At 60.5% G+C, this 17,576-nt stretch carries 16 protein-coding genes; 15 read left to right on the plus strand and 1 reads right to left on the minus strand.

Going from position 1 to position 17,576, the window contains the following annotated elements:
• From plsY to OIM11_05115, 9 genes are read left to right on the plus strand one after another with little or no spacing between them, the layout of a single operon-like run.
• On the plus strand, window positions 1-699 hold the full coding sequence (plsY, locus tag OIM11_05075) for a glycerol-3-phosphate 1-O-acyltransferase PlsY (GenBank protein ID HJJ00501.1): 699 nt from the start codon (window positions 1-3) through the stop codon (window positions 697-699).
• On the plus strand, window positions 699-1,694 hold the full coding sequence (locus OIM11_05080) for an NAD(P)-dependent glycerol-3-phosphate dehydrogenase (protein HJJ00502.1): 996 nt from the start codon (window positions 699-701) through the stop codon (window positions 1,692-1,694). Before plsY ends, OIM11_05080 begins: the two co-directional genes overlap by 1 nt.
• A gap of 14 nt (window positions 1,695-1,708) precedes the next feature.
• Complete coding sequence (rpe, locus tag OIM11_05085; GenBank protein ID HJJ00503.1) at window positions 1,709-2,371, plus strand: ribulose-phosphate 3-epimerase; 663 nt, start codon at window positions 1,709-1,711, stop codon at window positions 2,369-2,371.
• Entirely contained in the window at window positions 2,358-3,524 is a 1,167-nt protein-coding gene (locus OIM11_05090) for a cysteine desulfurase (GenBank protein ID HJJ00504.1), read from the plus strand. The genes rpe and OIM11_05090 overlap by 14 nt, the downstream gene beginning before the upstream one ends.
• The gene (locus OIM11_05095) at window positions 3,521-4,342 is read left to right on the plus strand and encodes a histidinol-phosphatase (protein ID HJJ00505.1); all 822 of its coding nucleotides are present in this window, start codon (window positions 3,521-3,523) and stop codon (window positions 4,340-4,342) included. The genes OIM11_05090 and OIM11_05095 overlap by 4 nt, the downstream gene beginning before the upstream one ends.
• 14 nt (window positions 4,343-4,356) lie before the next feature.
• A complete protein-coding gene (locus OIM11_05100) occupies window positions 4,357-5,190 on the plus strand; it encodes a Nif3-like dinuclear metal center hexameric protein (protein ID HJJ00506.1) in 834 nt (277 codons plus the stop codon).
• Between the two features lie 15 nt (window positions 5,191-5,205).
• Entirely contained in the window at window positions 5,206-5,931 is a 726-nt protein-coding gene (locus OIM11_05105; protein ID HJJ00507.1) for a C4-type zinc ribbon domain-containing protein, read from the plus strand.
• Complete coding sequence (coaBC, locus tag OIM11_05110; protein HJJ00508.1) at window positions 5,928-7,094, plus strand: bifunctional phosphopantothenoylcysteine decarboxylase/phosphopantothenate--cysteine ligase CoaBC; 1,167 nt, start codon at window positions 5,928-5,930, stop codon at window positions 7,092-7,094. The genes OIM11_05105 and coaBC overlap by 4 nt, the downstream gene beginning before the upstream one ends.
• 23 nt (window positions 7,095-7,117) lie before the next feature.
• The gene (locus OIM11_05115; protein HJJ00509.1) at window positions 7,118-7,960 is read left to right on the plus strand and encodes a deoxyribonuclease IV; all 843 of its coding nucleotides are present in this window, start codon (window positions 7,118-7,120) and stop codon (window positions 7,958-7,960) included.
• Window positions 7,961-8,007: 47 nt separating this feature from the next.
• Here OIM11_05115 and OIM11_05120 read toward each other — a convergent pair whose 3' ends face one another.
• Window positions 8,008-8,634: an SOS response-associated peptidase gene (locus OIM11_05120; GenBank protein ID HJJ00510.1), complete on the minus strand. Its 627-nt coding sequence runs from the start codon at window positions 8,632-8,634 to the stop codon at window positions 8,008-8,010.
• 393 nt (window positions 8,635-9,027) lie between these two features.
• On the opposite strand from OIM11_05120, the gene pyrR reads away from it, so the two are divergent.
• The 6 genes from pyrR to OIM11_05150 all read left to right on the plus strand — a co-directional run bounded on the left by pyrR (window position 9,028) and on the right by OIM11_05150 (window position 17,573).
• On the plus strand, window positions 9,028-9,648 hold the full coding sequence (gene pyrR / locus OIM11_05125) for a bifunctional pyr operon transcriptional regulator/uracil phosphoribosyltransferase PyrR (protein HJJ00511.1): 621 nt from the start codon (window positions 9,028-9,030) through the stop codon (window positions 9,646-9,648).
• On the plus strand, window positions 9,648-10,583 hold the full coding sequence (locus OIM11_05130) for an aspartate carbamoyltransferase catalytic subunit (protein ID HJJ00512.1): 936 nt from the start codon (window positions 9,648-9,650) through the stop codon (window positions 10,581-10,583). The genes pyrR and OIM11_05130 overlap by 1 nt, the downstream gene beginning before the upstream one ends.
• On the plus strand, window positions 10,567-11,868 hold the full coding sequence (locus OIM11_05135; protein ID HJJ00513.1) for a dihydroorotase: 1,302 nt from the start codon (window positions 10,567-10,569) through the stop codon (window positions 11,866-11,868). Before OIM11_05130 ends, OIM11_05135 begins: the two co-directional genes overlap by 17 nt.
• A gap of 116 nt (window positions 11,869-11,984) precedes the next feature.
• Complete coding sequence (gene carA, locus OIM11_05140; GenBank protein HJJ00514.1) at window positions 11,985-13,250, plus strand: glutamine-hydrolyzing carbamoyl-phosphate synthase small subunit; 1,266 nt, start codon at window positions 11,985-11,987, stop codon at window positions 13,248-13,250.
• The gene (carB, locus tag OIM11_05145; GenBank protein ID HJJ00515.1) at window positions 13,250-16,453 is read left to right on the plus strand and encodes a carbamoyl-phosphate synthase large subunit; all 3,204 of its coding nucleotides are present in this window, start codon (window positions 13,250-13,252) and stop codon (window positions 16,451-16,453) included. Before carA ends, carB begins: the two co-directional genes overlap by 1 nt.
• Window positions 16,454-16,778: 325 nt before the next feature.
• Window positions 16,779-17,573, plus strand: a complete 795-nt coding sequence (locus tag OIM11_05150; protein HJJ00516.1) for a dihydroorotate dehydrogenase electron transfer subunit — start codon at window positions 16,779-16,781, stop codon at window positions 17,571-17,573.
• The last annotated feature ends 3 nt before the right edge of the window (window positions 17,574-17,576 follow it).

Consider the following 17,576-nt stretch of genomic DNA (forward strand, 5'->3'; position numbering starts at 1 on the left):
ATGTCTCCTGTCATCCTGCTCGATTTCGTCCTCGTTGCCGCCGTCTCCTTCCTGATAGGCAGCGTTCCCTTTGGCGTGCTCATCGGCAAGGCGCTCTACCATTCCGACCCGCGTTCGGGTGGATCGAGGTCCATCGGGGCGACGAACATGAGTCGACTCTACGGTTGGAAGGCCTTCGTCATCACCTTCTTGGCCGATGCGAGCAAGGGAGCGCTCGCCGTCGTGTTCGCGCGCATTGTCACCGGCTTCATGCCCTTTGATGCGGCCTGGCAGTTCGACCTACTCATCGTGCTCGCCGTCCTTTTCTCCATCGTCGGCCATGTCTTCTGTCCGTGGCTTGGCTTCAAGGGCGGCAAGGGCATTTCCACGGGTTTTGGCTCGATACTCGTGGCGTACCCCTTCGTTGCGTTGTGCCTGCTCGCCACTTTCCTCGTCATTGCGGGAATCAGTAAACGGATTTCGGCGGGTTCCATTTGCGCGGCCATCAGCCTTCCCATTTGGTCATTTGTTTTCTATGGGAATAACGTCCCGTTACTGGTCGTCAGCGTCATCATTGCCATCGCCGTCGTCTTCGCGCACCGCAGCAATATCCAGCGCATGATAAACGGCGAGGAGCCCAAGTTCTCCTTCAAGCCCACCGGCGAGAAGACCGCCGTGAACGAAGAAGAGCTGGAAGAAGAACTCGAGGAAGAGCTGTGATGGGCAACGTCGCAGTTATCGGCTCGGGCACGTGGGGAACGGCCATCGCTCACCTCATTGCTGGCAAGAACGTCGCGGTGAGGATGTGGACGCGTTGCGCCGATGTGGCCGATGCCATCAATGCGACCCATCGCAATCCGCGTCATCTGCCTGACGTCGAGCTTACTGGCGTGACAGCGAGCGCTTCGTTCGAGGAGTCGCTTCGCGGCGTCGATGCCGCCATCTTCGTCTGTCCCTCGTCGTACCTGCGCTCCATCGCCTCGTCATGCGCGCCCTTTATCGCCTCCGATCTGCCCGTCATCGTCTTGACGAAGGGCATCGAGGCGCAGACTGGCTTCACGATGGTCGAGCTTCTCGAAGACGTGCTCGGCAATCCGTCGCGCATCGCCTGCCTCTCCGGCCCCAACCATGCAGAGGAAGTCTCGCGCGGCCTGCCGGCTGCCACGGTAGTCGCCTCATCTGACAAGGCATGTTCCCTCTACTTTCAGAACCTCTTCAATACCTCGACGTTTCGCGTGTACACCACCTCCGATGTGACGGGTGTGGAGCTCTGCGCCGCCTCGAAGAACGTCATCGCCATCGCCAACGGCATGAGCGTGGCCATGCAACTGGGCGATAACGCGTCGGCATCTCTCATGACGCGTGGCCTTGCCGAGGTAACGCGTCTTGTCGTCGCGCTTGGTGGCGATGCGCGTACCTGTTTGGGCCTTGCCGGCGTGGGCGACCTTATCGCGACCTGCTCTTCGGAGCATTCCCGCAATCGTGCGCTCGGCGCCTTCCTCGTTGGGGGAGGCACGCTTGCGGCTTTCGAGGAGAAGATGCAGATGGTGGCCGAGGGTGCCGTCGCCTGCAAAACCGTGACCGAGCTCGCGCGCCAGCATGATGTCGAGATGCCCATTGCCGAGGCCGTGCGACAAGTGCTTTGGGAAGGACGCGACCCGCATGAGATAATCGAGACGCTCTTCGAGCGCCCCGTGAAGGCCGAACAGGAATGAAGGGATAGGCACCCATGTTCACGGACATCCAAATTGCCCCGTCCATACTGAGCGCCGATTTCGCTAATCTCGAACGCGACGTGCGCATGATTTCTGCGGCAGGAGCCGACTGGATACACGTCGACGTGATGGATGGCCACTTCGTTCCCAATCTCACCATTGGCCCCGCACATGTCAAGATGCTCAAGCGCGTGACTGACGTGCCGCTTGACGTGCATCTGATGATCGACAACCCCGAGGTACAGGTGCCCTGGTACATCGAGGCGGGTGCCGATTCCGTAACCGTTCATGTCGAGGTTTGCGACGATGCCGCATCCATGCTTCGCACCATTAGGGATGCCGGCGTGAAGGTGGGCATCTCGCTCAACCCCGAGACGGATGTATCTGCGCTCGAGGGCCTGCTCGGGCTCGTTGACCTGGTGCTCGTGATGAGCGTGCATCCCGGTTTTGGTGGCCAGTCCTTCATCGAGAGCTCGCCTGCCAAGATCGCGGCAATTGTCGAGATGTGCAAGGCTGAAGGCGCAGCGCCGCTCATTGAGGTCGATGGAGGCATCGGCGTGGCGACGGCGCCGCTCGTACGTGCCGCCGGCGCTGACGTGCTCGTGGCGGGAAGCGCCATCTTCTGTGCGGATGACCCGGCAGCGGCATTGAGAGGCGTCCGCGATGCCTGCCGCTAGCGCCCATCGCGTCTATCTTGACTACGCCGCGACCGCTCCCTTCGACGAGCGCCTGTATCCCGTGCTGCATGATGCTAGCTGGGCAAACGCCAACGCACTCTATACCGAGGGTCGCGAAGCGGCTACGCAGCTGCGTGATGCGCGCGCCCGCATAGCCCGTGCGCTTGGAGCGCATGCACCCTCCGAGGTCATCTTCACTTCGGGTGGCTCCGAAGCTGACAACATGGCCATCAAGGGGCTTGCAAAACCCGTTGCAGGAGCTGCACATACGCATGTCATCGTCTCGGCAATCGAGCATCATGCGGTTCTGCATGCTGCCGATGCGCTCAAATCCGCTGGCTACAAGGTCGATAGGCTCATGCCGGGTTCTGATGGCATCATCGTCCCCGAAGCACTCGAGCGCCAGCTTGCCGCAATCGAAGATGCAGGGGATGCCTGCTGCCTCGTCTGCGTGCAGGCGGTCAATAACGAGCTTGGCACGATTCAGCCCATCGAAGAGCTCGCGCTCATCACACACGAGCATGGCGCCCTATTCGCATGCGATGCCGTGCAGGCACTTGGCAAGATCGCCCTCGATCTCGAGGCAAGCGGCGTTGATGCCTGCGCGTTTTCCGCTCACAAGATTGGCGCGCCCAAGGGCGTCGGGGCGCTCTACCTGCGACGCGGCACGCGTATCGCGGCGCTCATTCACGGGGGCGGTCAGGAGGCCGGCCTGCGCAGCGGCACCTCCAACGTGCCCGGTGCCCGTGCCTTCGCCCAGGCAGTCGAATACGCCATCGCCGAGCGCGAGCAGACCTGGAGCCATGTATTAGCGCTACGCACGCGCCTGCTCGATGCCATATCCCGCGCGGGTTATGCGCACGATTTGCGCGTCACGCTCAAGGACGATGCGGATGTCGTTCCGCACATCCTCTCCCTGTACGTGAAGGGCCTCGAAGGCGAGACGGCCGTGCTGCGCTGCGACAATGCTGGTTTCGCGATCTCGTCCGGATCGGCATGCTCAACGTCCTCACTTGATCCGAGTCATGTGCTCGCGGCCATCGGGCTTTCCCGCGATGACGCCCTCGGTGGCATTCGCCTGTCCTTCGGCAGGAACACGAGCGTCGAGGACATCGATCGCTTTATCGAGATCCTTCCGGAGGTGCTGCGATGAACGAACGCATAGACTGCCACTCGCATTCGGCTTACTCCGGCCATGGCTCGGGCTCAGTTGCCGACATGGTTCTTCGTGCCGAAGAGCTCGGGCTCTCGACCTTCGCGCAGACCGAGCACCTCGTCCTTCCCGAAGGCATGGACCCGGATTTCGAGACCTCCATGTCGCCGCAGACGATGGAGCGCTATCTTGCCGAACTGCACGAGCAGCGTGAACGGTTGCGCGAGAAGGGGAGTGCCCTCGAGCTCGTGATCGGCATCGAGGCAGATTGGCTACCCGGACGCACCGATGAACTCGTCGAGCTCTGCAAGCCATTCGAATACGTGCTCGGCTCGGTGCACTTCATAGACATGCGTCCCATCGATGACTCGCGCGACCTGAGCGTATGGGACGATTATGGCGTCGATGGCCTTTGGCGGGCCTATTTCGAGTCCTGGCTCGACATGGCGGCACACCCCGGCCCCATCATGTGCTTTGCGCATCCCGACCTGCCGAAGAAGTACGGCTGGCATCCGGGTTTCGACGCGAGGGAGTACAATTACGAGATGGCACAGGCGGCAGCGCGTTCGGGCCGCATGGTCGAGGTGAACACCGCCGGTCTGCGCAAGGACGCGCACGAGATGTATCCCGCGCTCGAAATGCTCCGCTCCTTTCACGATGCGGGCGTCGAGTGCACGATCGGCAGCGACGCCCATGCGCCTAAGGACGTCGCGGCGAACTTCGACGATGCCGTCGGACTCATGCGCCAGGCAGGGTATGGGAAACTCACCGTGCCGACGCCCGATGGCGATCGGCGTCATATCGTGATCGAAGACTAGGACGGGGAGAGGCTATGACGGCTCCGAAGACGATAGGCGAACTCGAGAACGGGCTCTTCGCGGCCTTTCCGCGCGAGGATGCGGAATGCTGGGACCAGCCGGGCCTGGCCGTGGGCAACCGCGAACGTGCCGTAGGCAAGATTGCCGTCGCGCTCGACATGAGCGACGCGAACGTCATCGCGGCATCCGACGCTGGGTGCGACGTCCTCGTGACGCATCATCCCGCCTTCATCAAGGAAGGACCCGCCGAGTTCGGCCCCGAGTCACAGCCGAGCGCGCCTGGTCCCGGGCGCATGGTCTACGAGGCGATCGAGCGGGGCGTGGCGACGATTGCCATGCACACCAACGCCGATCGCGCGATAGCGACGCGCGAGCGCTTCGCGGCCATTATGGGCTGCTCGTGTCTGGGTAACTGCGAAACGGTCCTTGATCCGCGCTTGTGCGCGCAGGACAAGGGCTTTGGCGCCCTCCTCGTTCCGGATTGGGACACGAATCCGACGCTTGGCGTTATCGCCGAGCTTGCGGCGCGCAACTTCGATTGCCATCCGCGCGTCTGGGGTGACCCGGAGCGCCAAATCAATCGCATTGCCTTCTTGAATGGCTCCTGGAGTGATTCCGAGCTCTACGAACGATGCATCGCTGCTGGTATCGACTGCATGATTGTCGGAGAGACGCGTTATCATCTGTGCGTTGACGCGCAACCCTATCTCTCGGTTGTCGAACTTGGCCACGATTGCTCGGAGCTTCCCATTGTTGATGTGCTCATCGACGCTTTGCTTGCATGTGGCATAGTCCGAGACGATATCGTTGATCTGCGAGGGTCTCACCGTAATTGGTGGACGGCGTGAGAAGGAGATTGACCCATGTCCGATAGCAAGGTGCTTCTCGATTTGCAGGACTGCGATACGCAGATCATGCGTTCCAAGCGAGAGCTGGACGAGCTACCCGAGCTCAAGGCGATCATGGATTGCCGCGCAAAGCGCAAGGAAATCAAGGGCAAGCAAGACCAGGTCGTGGAACTTCTCGACGAGGTCGAGGGCAAGCTTGCCAAACTCCAGGCCGAGGAGGAACGCGTCATCGCCAAGATCAAGGCCCTGCAGGAAAAGCTCGACACGAACGCAGATTACCGTGCCACCGCATCCATCACACGCGATATGGAGGGCCAGGTCAAGCGTCAGAAGAACATCGTCATCGAACAAGACGAGTTGCTCGAGCGCCAGATAAAGGTCGATAACCTTGCCGAGCAGGTGGCTCAGGCCCTTGCCAAGACCGATCACGCCGAGGCGCATCATACCGAGAGCTTCAAGCAGAAGGGTGGCGCGATCAAGGCGCGTATCGGCGAGCTCGAGACCAAACGCGCTGAGCTCATCGCCCAGCTCGACCCGGCCATGGCGCAACGCTATGAGGCATTGCGTGCCGAGAAGAACGGCGTCGCCGTCTCCCGTCTCGAAGACGACCATTGCACGGCATGTCGATCGACCATCCTCGATGGTATGCTCGCCAAGTTGCGCAAGGGCGACGAGATCGCCGAATGTCCCAATTGCCATCGCATGATGGTCGTCTCGCAAGGGGAGGGGGATGCCTCGTGATTTTGCTGGGCGTCACGGGCTGCATCGCGGCCTACAAGTCGTGCGAGATATTGAGGCTGCTTCAAAAGGCCGGTCAAGATGCCAAGGTCGTCATGACCGAGCATGCCACCGAGTTCGTGGGCCCTACCACCTTTCGGGCGCTCTCGGGCCATGAGGTTGCCGTCGGGCTCTTCGACGAGCCGGGTGATCCCATCCATCACGTCTCCCTTGCCAAGGAGCCTGACGTATTTCTTGTCGCGCCTGCCACGGCGAACGTCATTGCGAAGATTGCGCGAGGAGTTGCCGATGAACTGCTTACCACGACGGCACTTGCCACGAAGGCGCCACTTGTCATAGCGCCTGCCATGAATGTCGAGATGTGGCGCGATGCTGCCACGCAGGAAAACATTGCCACGCTCGAGGCACGCGGTTGCACCATCGTGTATCCCGATAGCGGCTACCTTGCCTGCGGAGATGTCGGAGCGGGACGTCTGGCCGAGCCGGAAGCCATCGTGCAGGCAACGCTCGACGTGCTTGCGCGCTCGCGTGACATGGAGGGCATGCACGTTCTCGTAACGGCAGGCCCCACCCAAGAACCGCTCGATCCCGTACGCTATATCAGCAACGGAAGCAGCGGCAAATCCGGTTATGCCATCGCGGCGGAGGCACGAGACCGGGGAGCGCAGGTCACGCTCGTTTCTGGCCCTGTCGCGCTTACCGCTCCCGAGGGCGTCGAAGTCATCCCCGTGCGCACGGCTGACGAGATGCTTGATGCGTGCTGGAGTCCTTTCGCCCATGCCGATATCGCCGTCTTCGTCGCGGCCGTCTCGGATTGGAAACCAGAGGCGGTTCGGGAGCAGAAAATCAAGCACGATGGGGAGGACCTGCTGGTCAGGTTCGTTCCCAACCCCGATATCGCGGCGACGCTTGCGGCAGACAAGGGCGCTACCAAGGTCGTGACCTACGCAGCAGAGACGTGTGACGTGCTCGAGAACGCCAAGAGGAAGCTTGCCGCGAAGAACGCCGACCTCGTCGTCGCCAATGACGTCTCTGGCGAGCTCGGCATGGGCTCTGCCGACAACCGCGTTTGGTTCGTGAGTGCCGATGGTACAGACGAGCTTCCCGTGCTCCCCAAGCGCCTTATCGCCCGCACGCTCTTCGACCGGTTGCTCAATCGTCCGTAGACGAGCGTGATCGGGGGCAAACAATGCAACAAGAACTCGTCATAGGCTGTCATCTCTCGTCGAGTAAGGGTTATGAGGCGATGGCCCGCACGGCGCAGGACATCGGAGCCAATACGTTTGCCTTCTTCACGCGCAATCCTCGCGGTGGTGCCACCAAGGCCATCGACCCCGAGGACATCAAGCGCTTCGAGAGTGCTTGCGAGGAGATCGGCATGGGAACGATCGTCGCGCATGGTTCCTATACGATTAATCCTTGCTCTGCCAAGGAGTCAGTACGTGAGTTTGCATGTGTGGCGCTCGATGATGATTTGGCACGCATGGAGTACACGCCTGGACAGTACTTCAACATGCATCCGGGCTCTCATACGGGTCAAGGCGTCGAGGTGGGTATCGAGCAGATTGCCGAGACTCTGAACCAAGTCATCACGGCCGACCAGACGACGACGCTGTTGCTCGAGACGATGGCGGGAAAGGGGTCGGAAGTCGGCTCGACCTTCAAGGAACTTGCCGCGATTCGCGAGCGCATGGACCATCCCGAGAAGGTCGGCGTATGCCTCGATACCTGTCATGTCTGGGATGCGGGCTACGACATCAAGGATGATCTCGACGGCGTACTTGACGAGTTTGACAAGCTCATCGGTATCGACCATCTCAAGGCGCTACATGTCAATGATTCGCTCAACGTGTGCGGGGCTCATAAGGATCGCCATGCACGAATCGGCGAGGGCGAGATAGGGGCAGATGCCCTCGTCCGCGTGGTCAAACATCCCGCGCTGCAGGGTCTCCCGTGCATCCTCGAGACCCCCAATGAGCTTGATGGCTATGCAAAGGAGATCGCTTTCTTTCGCGATGCGGTGAGGGGATAGCGCAGTGTAATTCGTCTGCGCCTTTGTCCATTAGCATCCAGACGTTTCTATATCGCCGGCGCACATTCGAGCGTGATGGCATCGCGGTTCGCGAGGCTTGCGTAGTCGCCGCTGAACCAGATTGGCAGTTCTTCTTGACGCACGATGAGTGGCATGCGGTGATGCACCGGCATCATGCTTGCGTTTGCCTGCGTCGTCATCATCGAGAAGCAATCATCCTTCCAGATGCAGCCGACGAGCATGACATCGCTGGCGGAGGACACGAATTCGTAGGGACGTTTGATGGGCCGTCCCGTCTTGGGTGAGGAGACGGTCTCTGACTCGTGCGTCTCGAAGAACGAGCGTACGGGAAGTATGCAGCGACGATGCGTTATCGAGTCGTGCCACAGGGGCTTTGCGGCGCTTTCGATGCGTGTGTTGAAGATGACACCGGGCTTCCACGATTGACCGAAGCCCCAGGATAGCTCGCGAGCGAGTAGCGCACTGTTGGGAACGCTCCTGGAGCCGAGCGCGGTATCGAAGTTAGCCACGATGAGCGGGGCGTTTGACTGAGGGTACACCTTAATGGGCAGCTCAAGTTGGCGGGGTTCAACGCACAGAGGCTTCCGGGCAGTGATTTCCTCTATGAGCTTGAGCACCTCGTCATAGGTAAGTATGTCGCATTCCTTGCACATGGACCCATGGTAGCCCTTTTTGATTCATTGTCACGGCGGGCAGGCGCTCCATGAAGCGGAGGTCCAAGGAAGCGAGCCATAGAGAACGTGAAGAGAGCGGGCAGGTGCTACGCGTAGCGGAGGTCCAAGGGAGCGAGCCGTAAAGACCGCGAAGCGGGCTGTCGGGGAGCGACCGTCGGAGCGTAGCGTAGCGCCTGCCCGCCCGGGCTTGAGATGGAGGTAAAAAACGAGATTTCTCGACTTCGCTCACTTCGTTCGCTCCGCTCGAAATGACAGGGGGGGTAGGTCGCTGTATCCTCGCTCGAAATGACAATGCGTCCGTGCTAGTATGACCTGGACAGTTCCAAACCTTTAAATGGCGGTCCCGAGAGGCCGACAAGGGAGTAGGTGATTATGTCAGATCTGACGAAGACGGTCGTCATGGACGCGGCTGCCATCGACCGCTCGCTCACGCGCATCGCGCACGAAATCCTCGAATCCAATGATGGTGCCCAGAGCATCGCGCTCGTCGGCATCGTGACCCGCGGTGACCTTCTCGCCGCGAGTCTTGCCAAGCGCATCGAGCAAATCGAGGGGGTGAAGGTACCCGTTGGCAGGCTCGACATCAGCTTCTACCGCGACGATGTCGAGAACTTCCTCGCGCCGGTCGTGCATACAACCGAAATCCCCTTTACACTCGAGGGCAAGACGGTCGTGCTCGTCGATGACGTGCTCTATACCGGACGCACCATTCGCGCGGCCATGGACGCCCTCATGGATTACGGTCGTCCCGATCGCATCCAGCTTGCGGTGTTGGTCGATCGTGGCCATCGCGAGCTTCCCATTCGTGCGGACTTCGTCGGCAAGAACGTTCCGAGTAGCAAGGATGAGTCGGTTCGCTTTTTCGCCGACGTTATCGACGGTCGCACGAGCGTCGAGATACTTCAGGCGCAGGGTCACATCGGATCGGCGCCCGTTCAGAGCACGGGCGAGCTTTCGCAAGCCTTCAACAAGGTCCTCGGAGGTGAACGCTGATGTTGCAGCACAAGCACCTCATCGACATCGACGAATACTCTGCAGATGAGATAATCGAGATTCTCGACACGGCAAAGAGCTTCAAGGAGGTCAACGACCGCACAATCAAGAAGCTCCCCACGCTGCGCGGTCGAACCATCATCAACCTCTTCCTCGAACCCTCGACGCGCACGCGCACGAGCTTCGAGATCGCCGGCAAGCGCCTTTCGGGTGATGTCATCAACTTCTCGGCATCGAGCTCCTCGACCACCAAGGGCGAGACCCTGGCCGACACGGCCGAGACGCTCGACGCCATGAACTGCGATCTTATCGTCGTGCGCAGCAAGCAGGAGGGGGCTCCGCGCATCCTGACCCAGCACATGGGCGCCCATGTGGTCAACGGTGGCGATGGCAAGCATCAGCATCCCACCCAGGCGCTGCTCGACGCCTTCACGATTCGCGAGACGCTCGGCCACATCGACGGCCTCAAGGTCGGCATCGTGGGTGACATCGCGCATTCCCGTGTCGTCGGCTCCCTCGTGCCGCTGCTCAAGATTATGGGGGCCGAGCCCATCGTAATCGGTCCGCCTACGCTCATGCCGGCACGTCCCGATGTCCTGGGAGCGCGTTGCTCCTATACGCTCGATGACGTTTTGCCGGAGCTCGACGTCGTCTACATGCTGCGCATCCAGCAAGAGCGCCTCGAATCCGCCGCGTTACCATCGCTACGGGAGTACGCGATGCTCTACGGCATCAATCTCGCACGCATGGACGCGATGAAAGACGATGCGATCATCATGCATCCGGGTCCCATCAACCGCGGTGTCGAGCTTTCGCAAGATGCCGCCGATTCCGACCGTGCCGTGATTCTCGACCAGGTCAATTCGGGAGTTGCCGTGCGCATGGCCGTCATGTACCTACTGCTTGGAGGCGAAGACAATGGCGCTGCTGCTTAAAGATGCCCATGTGATCGATCCGCAAAACGGAATTGACGAGGTAACGAACGTCCTCGTGCGCGACGGCCTCGTCGTTGCCGTCGGCACGGATATCGAACTTCCCGAGAAGCTTCTCGTGAAGGATTGCGCGGGCAAGTACCTCGTCCCCGGCATGGTCGACGTGCACGTGCACTTCCGCGATCCGGGCCAGGAATACAAGGAAGACATCATCACCGGCATGCGCGCCGCCGCCCATGGGGGGTTCACGGGTGTCGTGCCCATGGCCAACACCAATCCCGTGATCGACACGGGTGCCATGGTCGAGTACCTTCTCGAGAAGGGCGCCTGGGAGCCAGGTCGCACGCGCATCTATCCGCTTGGTGCCTGCACCAAGGGGCTTGCCGGCAAGGAGCTCGCCGAGATGGGCGATATGGTTGCCGCCGGTGCCGTCGCGTTTTCCGATGACGGCCATGGTATCCAGGACGGCGGCATGATGCGTCAGGTGCTCGATTATGCCAAGATGTTCGACACACCGGTGCTGAGCCACTGCCAGATGGAGGATATCGTTGGCGCTGGCGTGGTCAACGAGGGTGTCGTCTCGACACGCCTGGGCCTCGCCGGTTGGCCTGCCGCAGGCGAGGAAACGCAGATCATGCGCGATATCGAGCTTGCGCGCCTCACGGGTTGCCACGTCCACATCCAACATCTCACCACGGCGCGTGCTGTCGACATGGTCGCTCGCGCAAAGGCCGAGGGTGTTCCCGTTACCTGCGAGGTCACGCCCCACCACCTCTTCCTCAACGAAGATGACATCAAGGCAGACAATTACGACACAAATCTCAAAATGAATCCGCCGCTGCGCACCAAGGAGGATAACCTCGCCTTGCAGGAGGCCCTCATCGACGGGCGCATAGATATGGTTGCCACCGACCATGCTCCACATGCCGCCCACGAGAAGGCTCTCGAGTTCAATCGTGCACCCTTTGGCACGACGGGCCTCGAGACGGCGCTTGGCCTATTGCTTACCGAGCTCGTGCTGCCAGGTAAGATGTCCTGGCAGCGTCTCGTCGAGGTCACGTCCATCGCTCCGCGCAATCTCATTGGCGTGGAGCAAGTCGAGCTGATCGAGGGTTCCACGGCTGACTACACCATCATCGACCCGGCTCTTGATTGGGTGGTCGAGGCCGATGACTTCTACTCGCGCTCCAAGAACTCGGCGTTTCTCGGATGGAAGCTCACCGGGCGTCCAACGGACGTCTTCGTAGATGGTTATGCCAGCATGGAAGATGGTGTCGTGACCTTCTAGCTTTTCGTTTCAAGTATGTGAACAAATGCACCCGCACTTCGATGCGGGTGCTATAGTTCCCTGCGGTCATACAACCTTTAACGAGCGGTCCCGTGAGACCGACAAGGGAGATGAACATGTCATTGCACAGCACTATGCCAGCCGTTCTCATGCTCGAGGACGGAACGACCTTTGAGGGTCATGCCTGCGGATGCGCGGGCGAGGCCTTCGGCGAAATCGTCTTCAACACCTCGATGAGCGGTTACCAGGAAATCCTGAGTGACCCCTCATACGCAGGCCAGATTGTGGCGATGACCTATCCGCATATCGGCAACTATGGTGTGAACGAAGCCGATGCCCAGTCACGGGGCTGCTTTTGCCGTGGTCTCGTCGTGCGCGCCATGTGCGACGCTCCGAGCAACTTTCGTGCGGAGATGCCGCTTCCCGCGTATCTTGCCGCTCGTGGCATCGTTGCCATCGAAGGTATCGACACACGCAAACTCGTGCGGCACGTGCGCGAGCACGGCGCGATGAAGGCGGTCATCTCGACGGAATGCGATGACATTCCGAGCCTCGCGAAGCGTCTTGAAGGGTCTTCCGGAATCATCGGGCACAACTTCGCCGCCGAGGTCTCCTGCGAGCAACCTTATGAGCTCGCGTCGCTTTCCGGTGCCGGTCGTCATCATGTCGCCGCCCTTGATTGTGGCATCAAGACGGGCATACTCGATGGTCTGCGCACGCATGGATGCGACGTGACGGTCGTGCCCTGGGACACGGCACTTGACGATGTTCTCGCCCTCAATCCCGATGGCGTCTTTCTCTCCAATGGACCGGGAGATCCGCAGGCGGTTGCGCCGGCATACGAACTTGCCCACCGGCTTATCGGAAAGCTTCCGGTCTTTGGCATTTGCCTTGGCCACCAGATGCTCTCCATTGCCGCCGGTGCTCGTATCGAGAAGCTCAAATACGGCCATCATGGTGGTAATCAGCCCGTCATGAACCTGCGTACGGGAGCTGTCGAGATCACGGCGCAGAATCACGGCTTCGACCAGGTCTTCGAGAGCATCGGACCGCTCGTGCCCGAGCTCTCGGGCGGTCTTGTCGAGCATCCCGAAAGCCTATTGTTCTGGAGCGGGCATCGCATCGCCCCCGTCGTCGAGTCGAGTGAGTTTGGCCGTATCCAGCTCACGCATCTCAACCTCAACGACGGCACGCCGGAGGGCATGGCGTTTCTCGACCATCCCGTGTTCTCGGTGCAATACCATCCGGAGGCAGATCCCGGTCCGCACGATTCCTCGTATCTCTTCGAGGCGTTTTCCCGTCTGATGGATGGCCGAAGCGACTATTTGGATATCGAGGTACGCCAGGCCCGCGAACTCGCGGATGGAAAGGAGCGTGCCTGATGCCACGTAGAGACGATATAAAGAAGATTCTCATCATCGGCAGTGGTCCCATCGTCATCGGGCAGGCCTGCGAGTTCGATTACTCGGGCACCCAGGCGTGCAAGGTGCTCATGGAGGATGGATACGAAGTCGTCCTCGTGAATTCGAATCCGGCGACCATCATGACCGATCCCGCCATGGCAACGCGTACCTACGTCGAACCCATCACGGCTGCGGTCATCGAAAAGATCATCGAAAAGGAGCGTCCTGATGCACTTCTGCCCAACATGGGCGGACAAACCGGTTTGAACTGTGCGGTCGAGCTTGCCGAGTCGGGCGTACTCGAAAAGTACGGTGTCGAGATGATTGGCTGTGACCTCGCCGCCATTCAGAAAGGAGAGGATCGCAAGCTCTTTGCCGAGGCCATCAAGCGCATCGGCTTGGAGGTTGCGCGAAGCGGCTACGCCTATTGCGTCGCCGATGCCGAGAAGCTCGCCGGCGAGTTTGGCTTTCCGCTCGTATTGCGTCCGAGCTTCACGCTCGGTGGCGCCGGCGGTGGTATCGCATACGGCATGGAGGATCTGCGCGATATCGTGCGCGAGGGCCTCGAACTCTCGCCCGTAGGCGAGGTACTCGTGGAGGAGTCCATCATCGGTTGGAAGGAATACGAGATGGAGGTCATGCGCGATCGGTGCGGTAACGGCATCATCGTGTGCTCCATCGAGAACTTCGATGCCATGGGCGTGCATACGGGCGATTCGATTACCGTTGCCCCGGCCCAAACCCTCACGGATGTCGAGTACCAGCGCATGCGCGATGCATCGCTTGCCATCTTGGAGGAGATCGGCGTTGCCTGCGGCGGATCCAACGTGCAGTTTGCCGTGAATCCCGAGGACGGTCGCCTCATCGTCATCGAGATGAACCCGCGTGTGAGCCGCTCGTCCGCGCTTGCCTCCAAGGCCACGGGCTTTCCCATCGCGAAGATGGCGGCCAAGCTCGCGGTTGGCTATACGCTCGACGAGATTCAAAACGACATCACCAGGGCCACGCCCGCGTGTTTCGAGCCGTCCATTGACTATGTCGTCGTCAAGATTCCGCGCTTTGCCTTCGAGAAGTTTGCGGGAAGCGATGCGACGCTCTCGACGCGCATGAAAGCGGTCGGTGAGGTCATGGCCATCGGAAGCACGTTCGAGGAGGCGCTTGGGAAGGCGTTGCGCTCGCTTGAGAACGGCAGGAGCGGCCTTGGGCGCGATGGCAAGGACGAATTCGACGAGACGCACTTCACGAGCCTCGTCTCGACGCCGACCGAGCATCGCATCTACTACATGGCAGAGGCCTTGCGCCGGGGAATGAGCAAGGAGGAACTTGCCTCCCTTAGCCTGATTGACCCGTGGTTCATCGACCGGCTTGCTGACATGGTCGAGGTCGAGACCATGTTCGAGGGCCGTGATATTGCGAGCGTTGACAGGCGCCTCATGCGTCTTGGCAAACGCTACGGGCTTTCCGATGTACAGATCGCGCAGCTCACGGGTTCGAACGAAGGACAGGTGCGTGCGCGTCGCAAGGAGCTCGGTGTCATAGGTGTCTTCAAGACGGTCGACACCTGCGCGGGGGAGTTCGCCTCCCAGACGAATTACTATTACAAGACCTATGGGGACGAAAGCGAGGTGCGTCCTTGTGACAAGCCCAAGGCCATGATCATCGGTGCCGGCCCCAATCGCATCGGGCAGGGCATCGAGTTCGATTACTGCTGCGTGCAGGCGAGCTACGCGCTTTCCGCGATGGGTTACGAGACCATCATGGTGAACTGCAACCCGGAGACGGTATCGACCGATTACGACACCTCCGACCGTCTCTATTTCGAGCCGATTACCTACGAGGACGTCATGGACATCGTGGATGCGGAAAAGCCCGATGGCGTCATCGTGACGCTCGGCGGGCAGACGCCGCTCAAGCTTGCCCAGATGCTCGCCGACGAAGGAGTGCGCATCATGGGCACGCAACCGACGGCAATCGACCTTGCCGAGGATCGCGATCGCTTCTCCGCCTTGCTCGATGAGCTCGGCATTCCCTACCCGGTTGCCGGTGTTGCCGAGTCGCTTGAGGAGGCGCTTGCTGTTGCCGAACGCATCGGCTATCCGCTGCTCGTGCGTCCGAGCTACGTGCTTGGCGGACGTGGCATGGTCATCGCCTACGACGAGCATTACCTCGAGCGCTATATGGCGCAAGCCGCTCGTGTCACACCAGACCACCCCGTCTATCTCGATGCGTTTCTCGAGTCTGCGACCGAATGCGATGTCGATGCCCTCTGCGATGGGGAAGATGTTTTCATCGGTGCAATTCTCGAGCATATCGAGGAAGCGGGCATACATTCGGGTGACTCGGCCTGCTGTACGCCGCCCTTCTCGTTTTCCGATGCCGTGCTCGACACCATCACCGACTACACACGCAAACTTGCGCTTGCCGTCCAAACGCGGGGTCTCGTTAACGTTCAGTTTGCGGTGAAAGATGGCAAGGTGTATGTCATCGAGGTCAACCCTCGCGCAAGTCGTACCGTTCCCTTTACGAGCAAGGCGCGTGGCGTTCCGCTCGCGCAATATGCCGCACGCATCATGGCCGGGGAGAAGCTTGCGGATTTCGACCTACCTGCAAGCGGCGATGAGATGGGGTATTACGCCTGCAAGGAGGCTGTCATGCCCTTCGGACGCTTTCCCGGTGCCGAAACCATGCTTGGGCCCGAGATGAAGTCGACGGGCGAGGTCATGGGCATTGCCGCGGACTTTCCGAGCGCGTATGCCAAGACGCAGCTTGCCATCGACTATTCGCTGCCCAATGCGGGCAAGGTCTTCATCTCGGTGTGCGACCGCGAAAAGCGCAACATCGTTCCCATCGCCCATGCGCTTCAGGATTTGGGATTCTCCATCGTGTCAACAGGGGGGACGGGACGTCTGCTGCGTGCCAATGGGCTCAAGGTCGAGGTCACGCGCAAGATGCAGGAGGCACGTCCCAACATTGGCGACATGATTGCCAACGGAGAGATAAACCTGCTTGTCAACATTCCCTTCGGCCAGGAGACGCGTGGCGACAGCTACCATCTGCGCAGCGCGGCCGTGCGCCATGGCATTTGCTATGTGACGACGCTCGCCGGTGCCAACGCCTTCGTCCAGGCTATCAGCGCCGTGCATGATGGCCGCCTTGCGCCGGTGGCATTGCAAGACTTGTAGGAGCGGCGGACATATTTTGCGAAGGGTGTTGCTTTTACGGGCTGGCTCTCGCACCCGACATGCATCTCGCGCGATGCTGCTGCGGAACTCGCGTGCGCAAACCGCACGCTCAGACAGTCCTCGCAAGATCGCATCGCGCTCGACGCATGTCTGCTCGAGATGCCCGTAAAAGCGACACCCTTGCGCTACAACAGTGTGCCAAGGGGTCCGACCCTTTGACACATCCGCCCCGTAAGTTTTGTCCGGTCCCCCTCTCTTGTGCCCTCCGATGCATTATCATGATGTCAATTCACATCGGATGTTTCGAAGGGAAGTTCGCGAGAACATGGTCCAGAAGCTTCAGGAGAGTGGCCCGGTCCTCTTCAATAGGCAAATTGCCGAGGGTATCTATCACCTGTCCGTGTTGGCTCCTCGCATTGCCGCTGCCGCATGTCCCGGTCAGTTCGTTCAAGTCAAGGTTGCAAGCAAGCCTTCGGTTCAGTTCCTGCGCATGCCCTTTGCCGTCTTCGATGTCGATGTAGACGCAGGTTCCGTTGACATCTGCTATCAGGTCGTCGGCGACGGGACCGAGCAGCTGACGCATGTTGGCATTGGCGATGAGGTCGATCTCGTTGGCCCCATCGGTAACGGCTGGCATGTTCCCGCGGGGGTAACGCATGCGTTGCTTGCTTGCGGTGGTGTGGGTACTCCGGCTCTCAAGCTTCTTGCAGACGAACTCGCCGCGCAAGGTGCGCGCGTCGATGTCGTCATCGGAGCCACGACGGCCGATCGTGTCGCCTGCACGGAGCAGTTCGAGGACAGCGTGCGCCGCTCGCAGGGCGCTCTCTATATCGCAACCGATGACGGATCGATGGGCGTCAAGGGCTTCGTGAACGCCGTCACCGACGAGCTCCTCGCCACAAATGACTACGATTACGTCGCCGTGTGCGGGCCGCCTCTCATGGAGCGCTCCGTGGCGCTTCCCGCCATCGAGCATGGCGTGACCTGCGAGGTCTCGATGGAGCGACTCATGGCCTGCGGTGTTGGCGCATGCCTGGGTTGCGTTGTCGAGACAACGGGCGGTCTCAAGCGCTGTTGCGTCGATGGTCCCGTCTTCGATGCAAGCGAGGTGATCTGGTGATGA

The sequence above is a fragment of the Coriobacteriaceae bacterium genome, assembly GCA_025992705.1.
In the GTDB taxonomy this organism is placed as follows: Bacteria; Actinomycetota; Coriobacteriia; order Coriobacteriales; family QAMH01; genus QAMH01.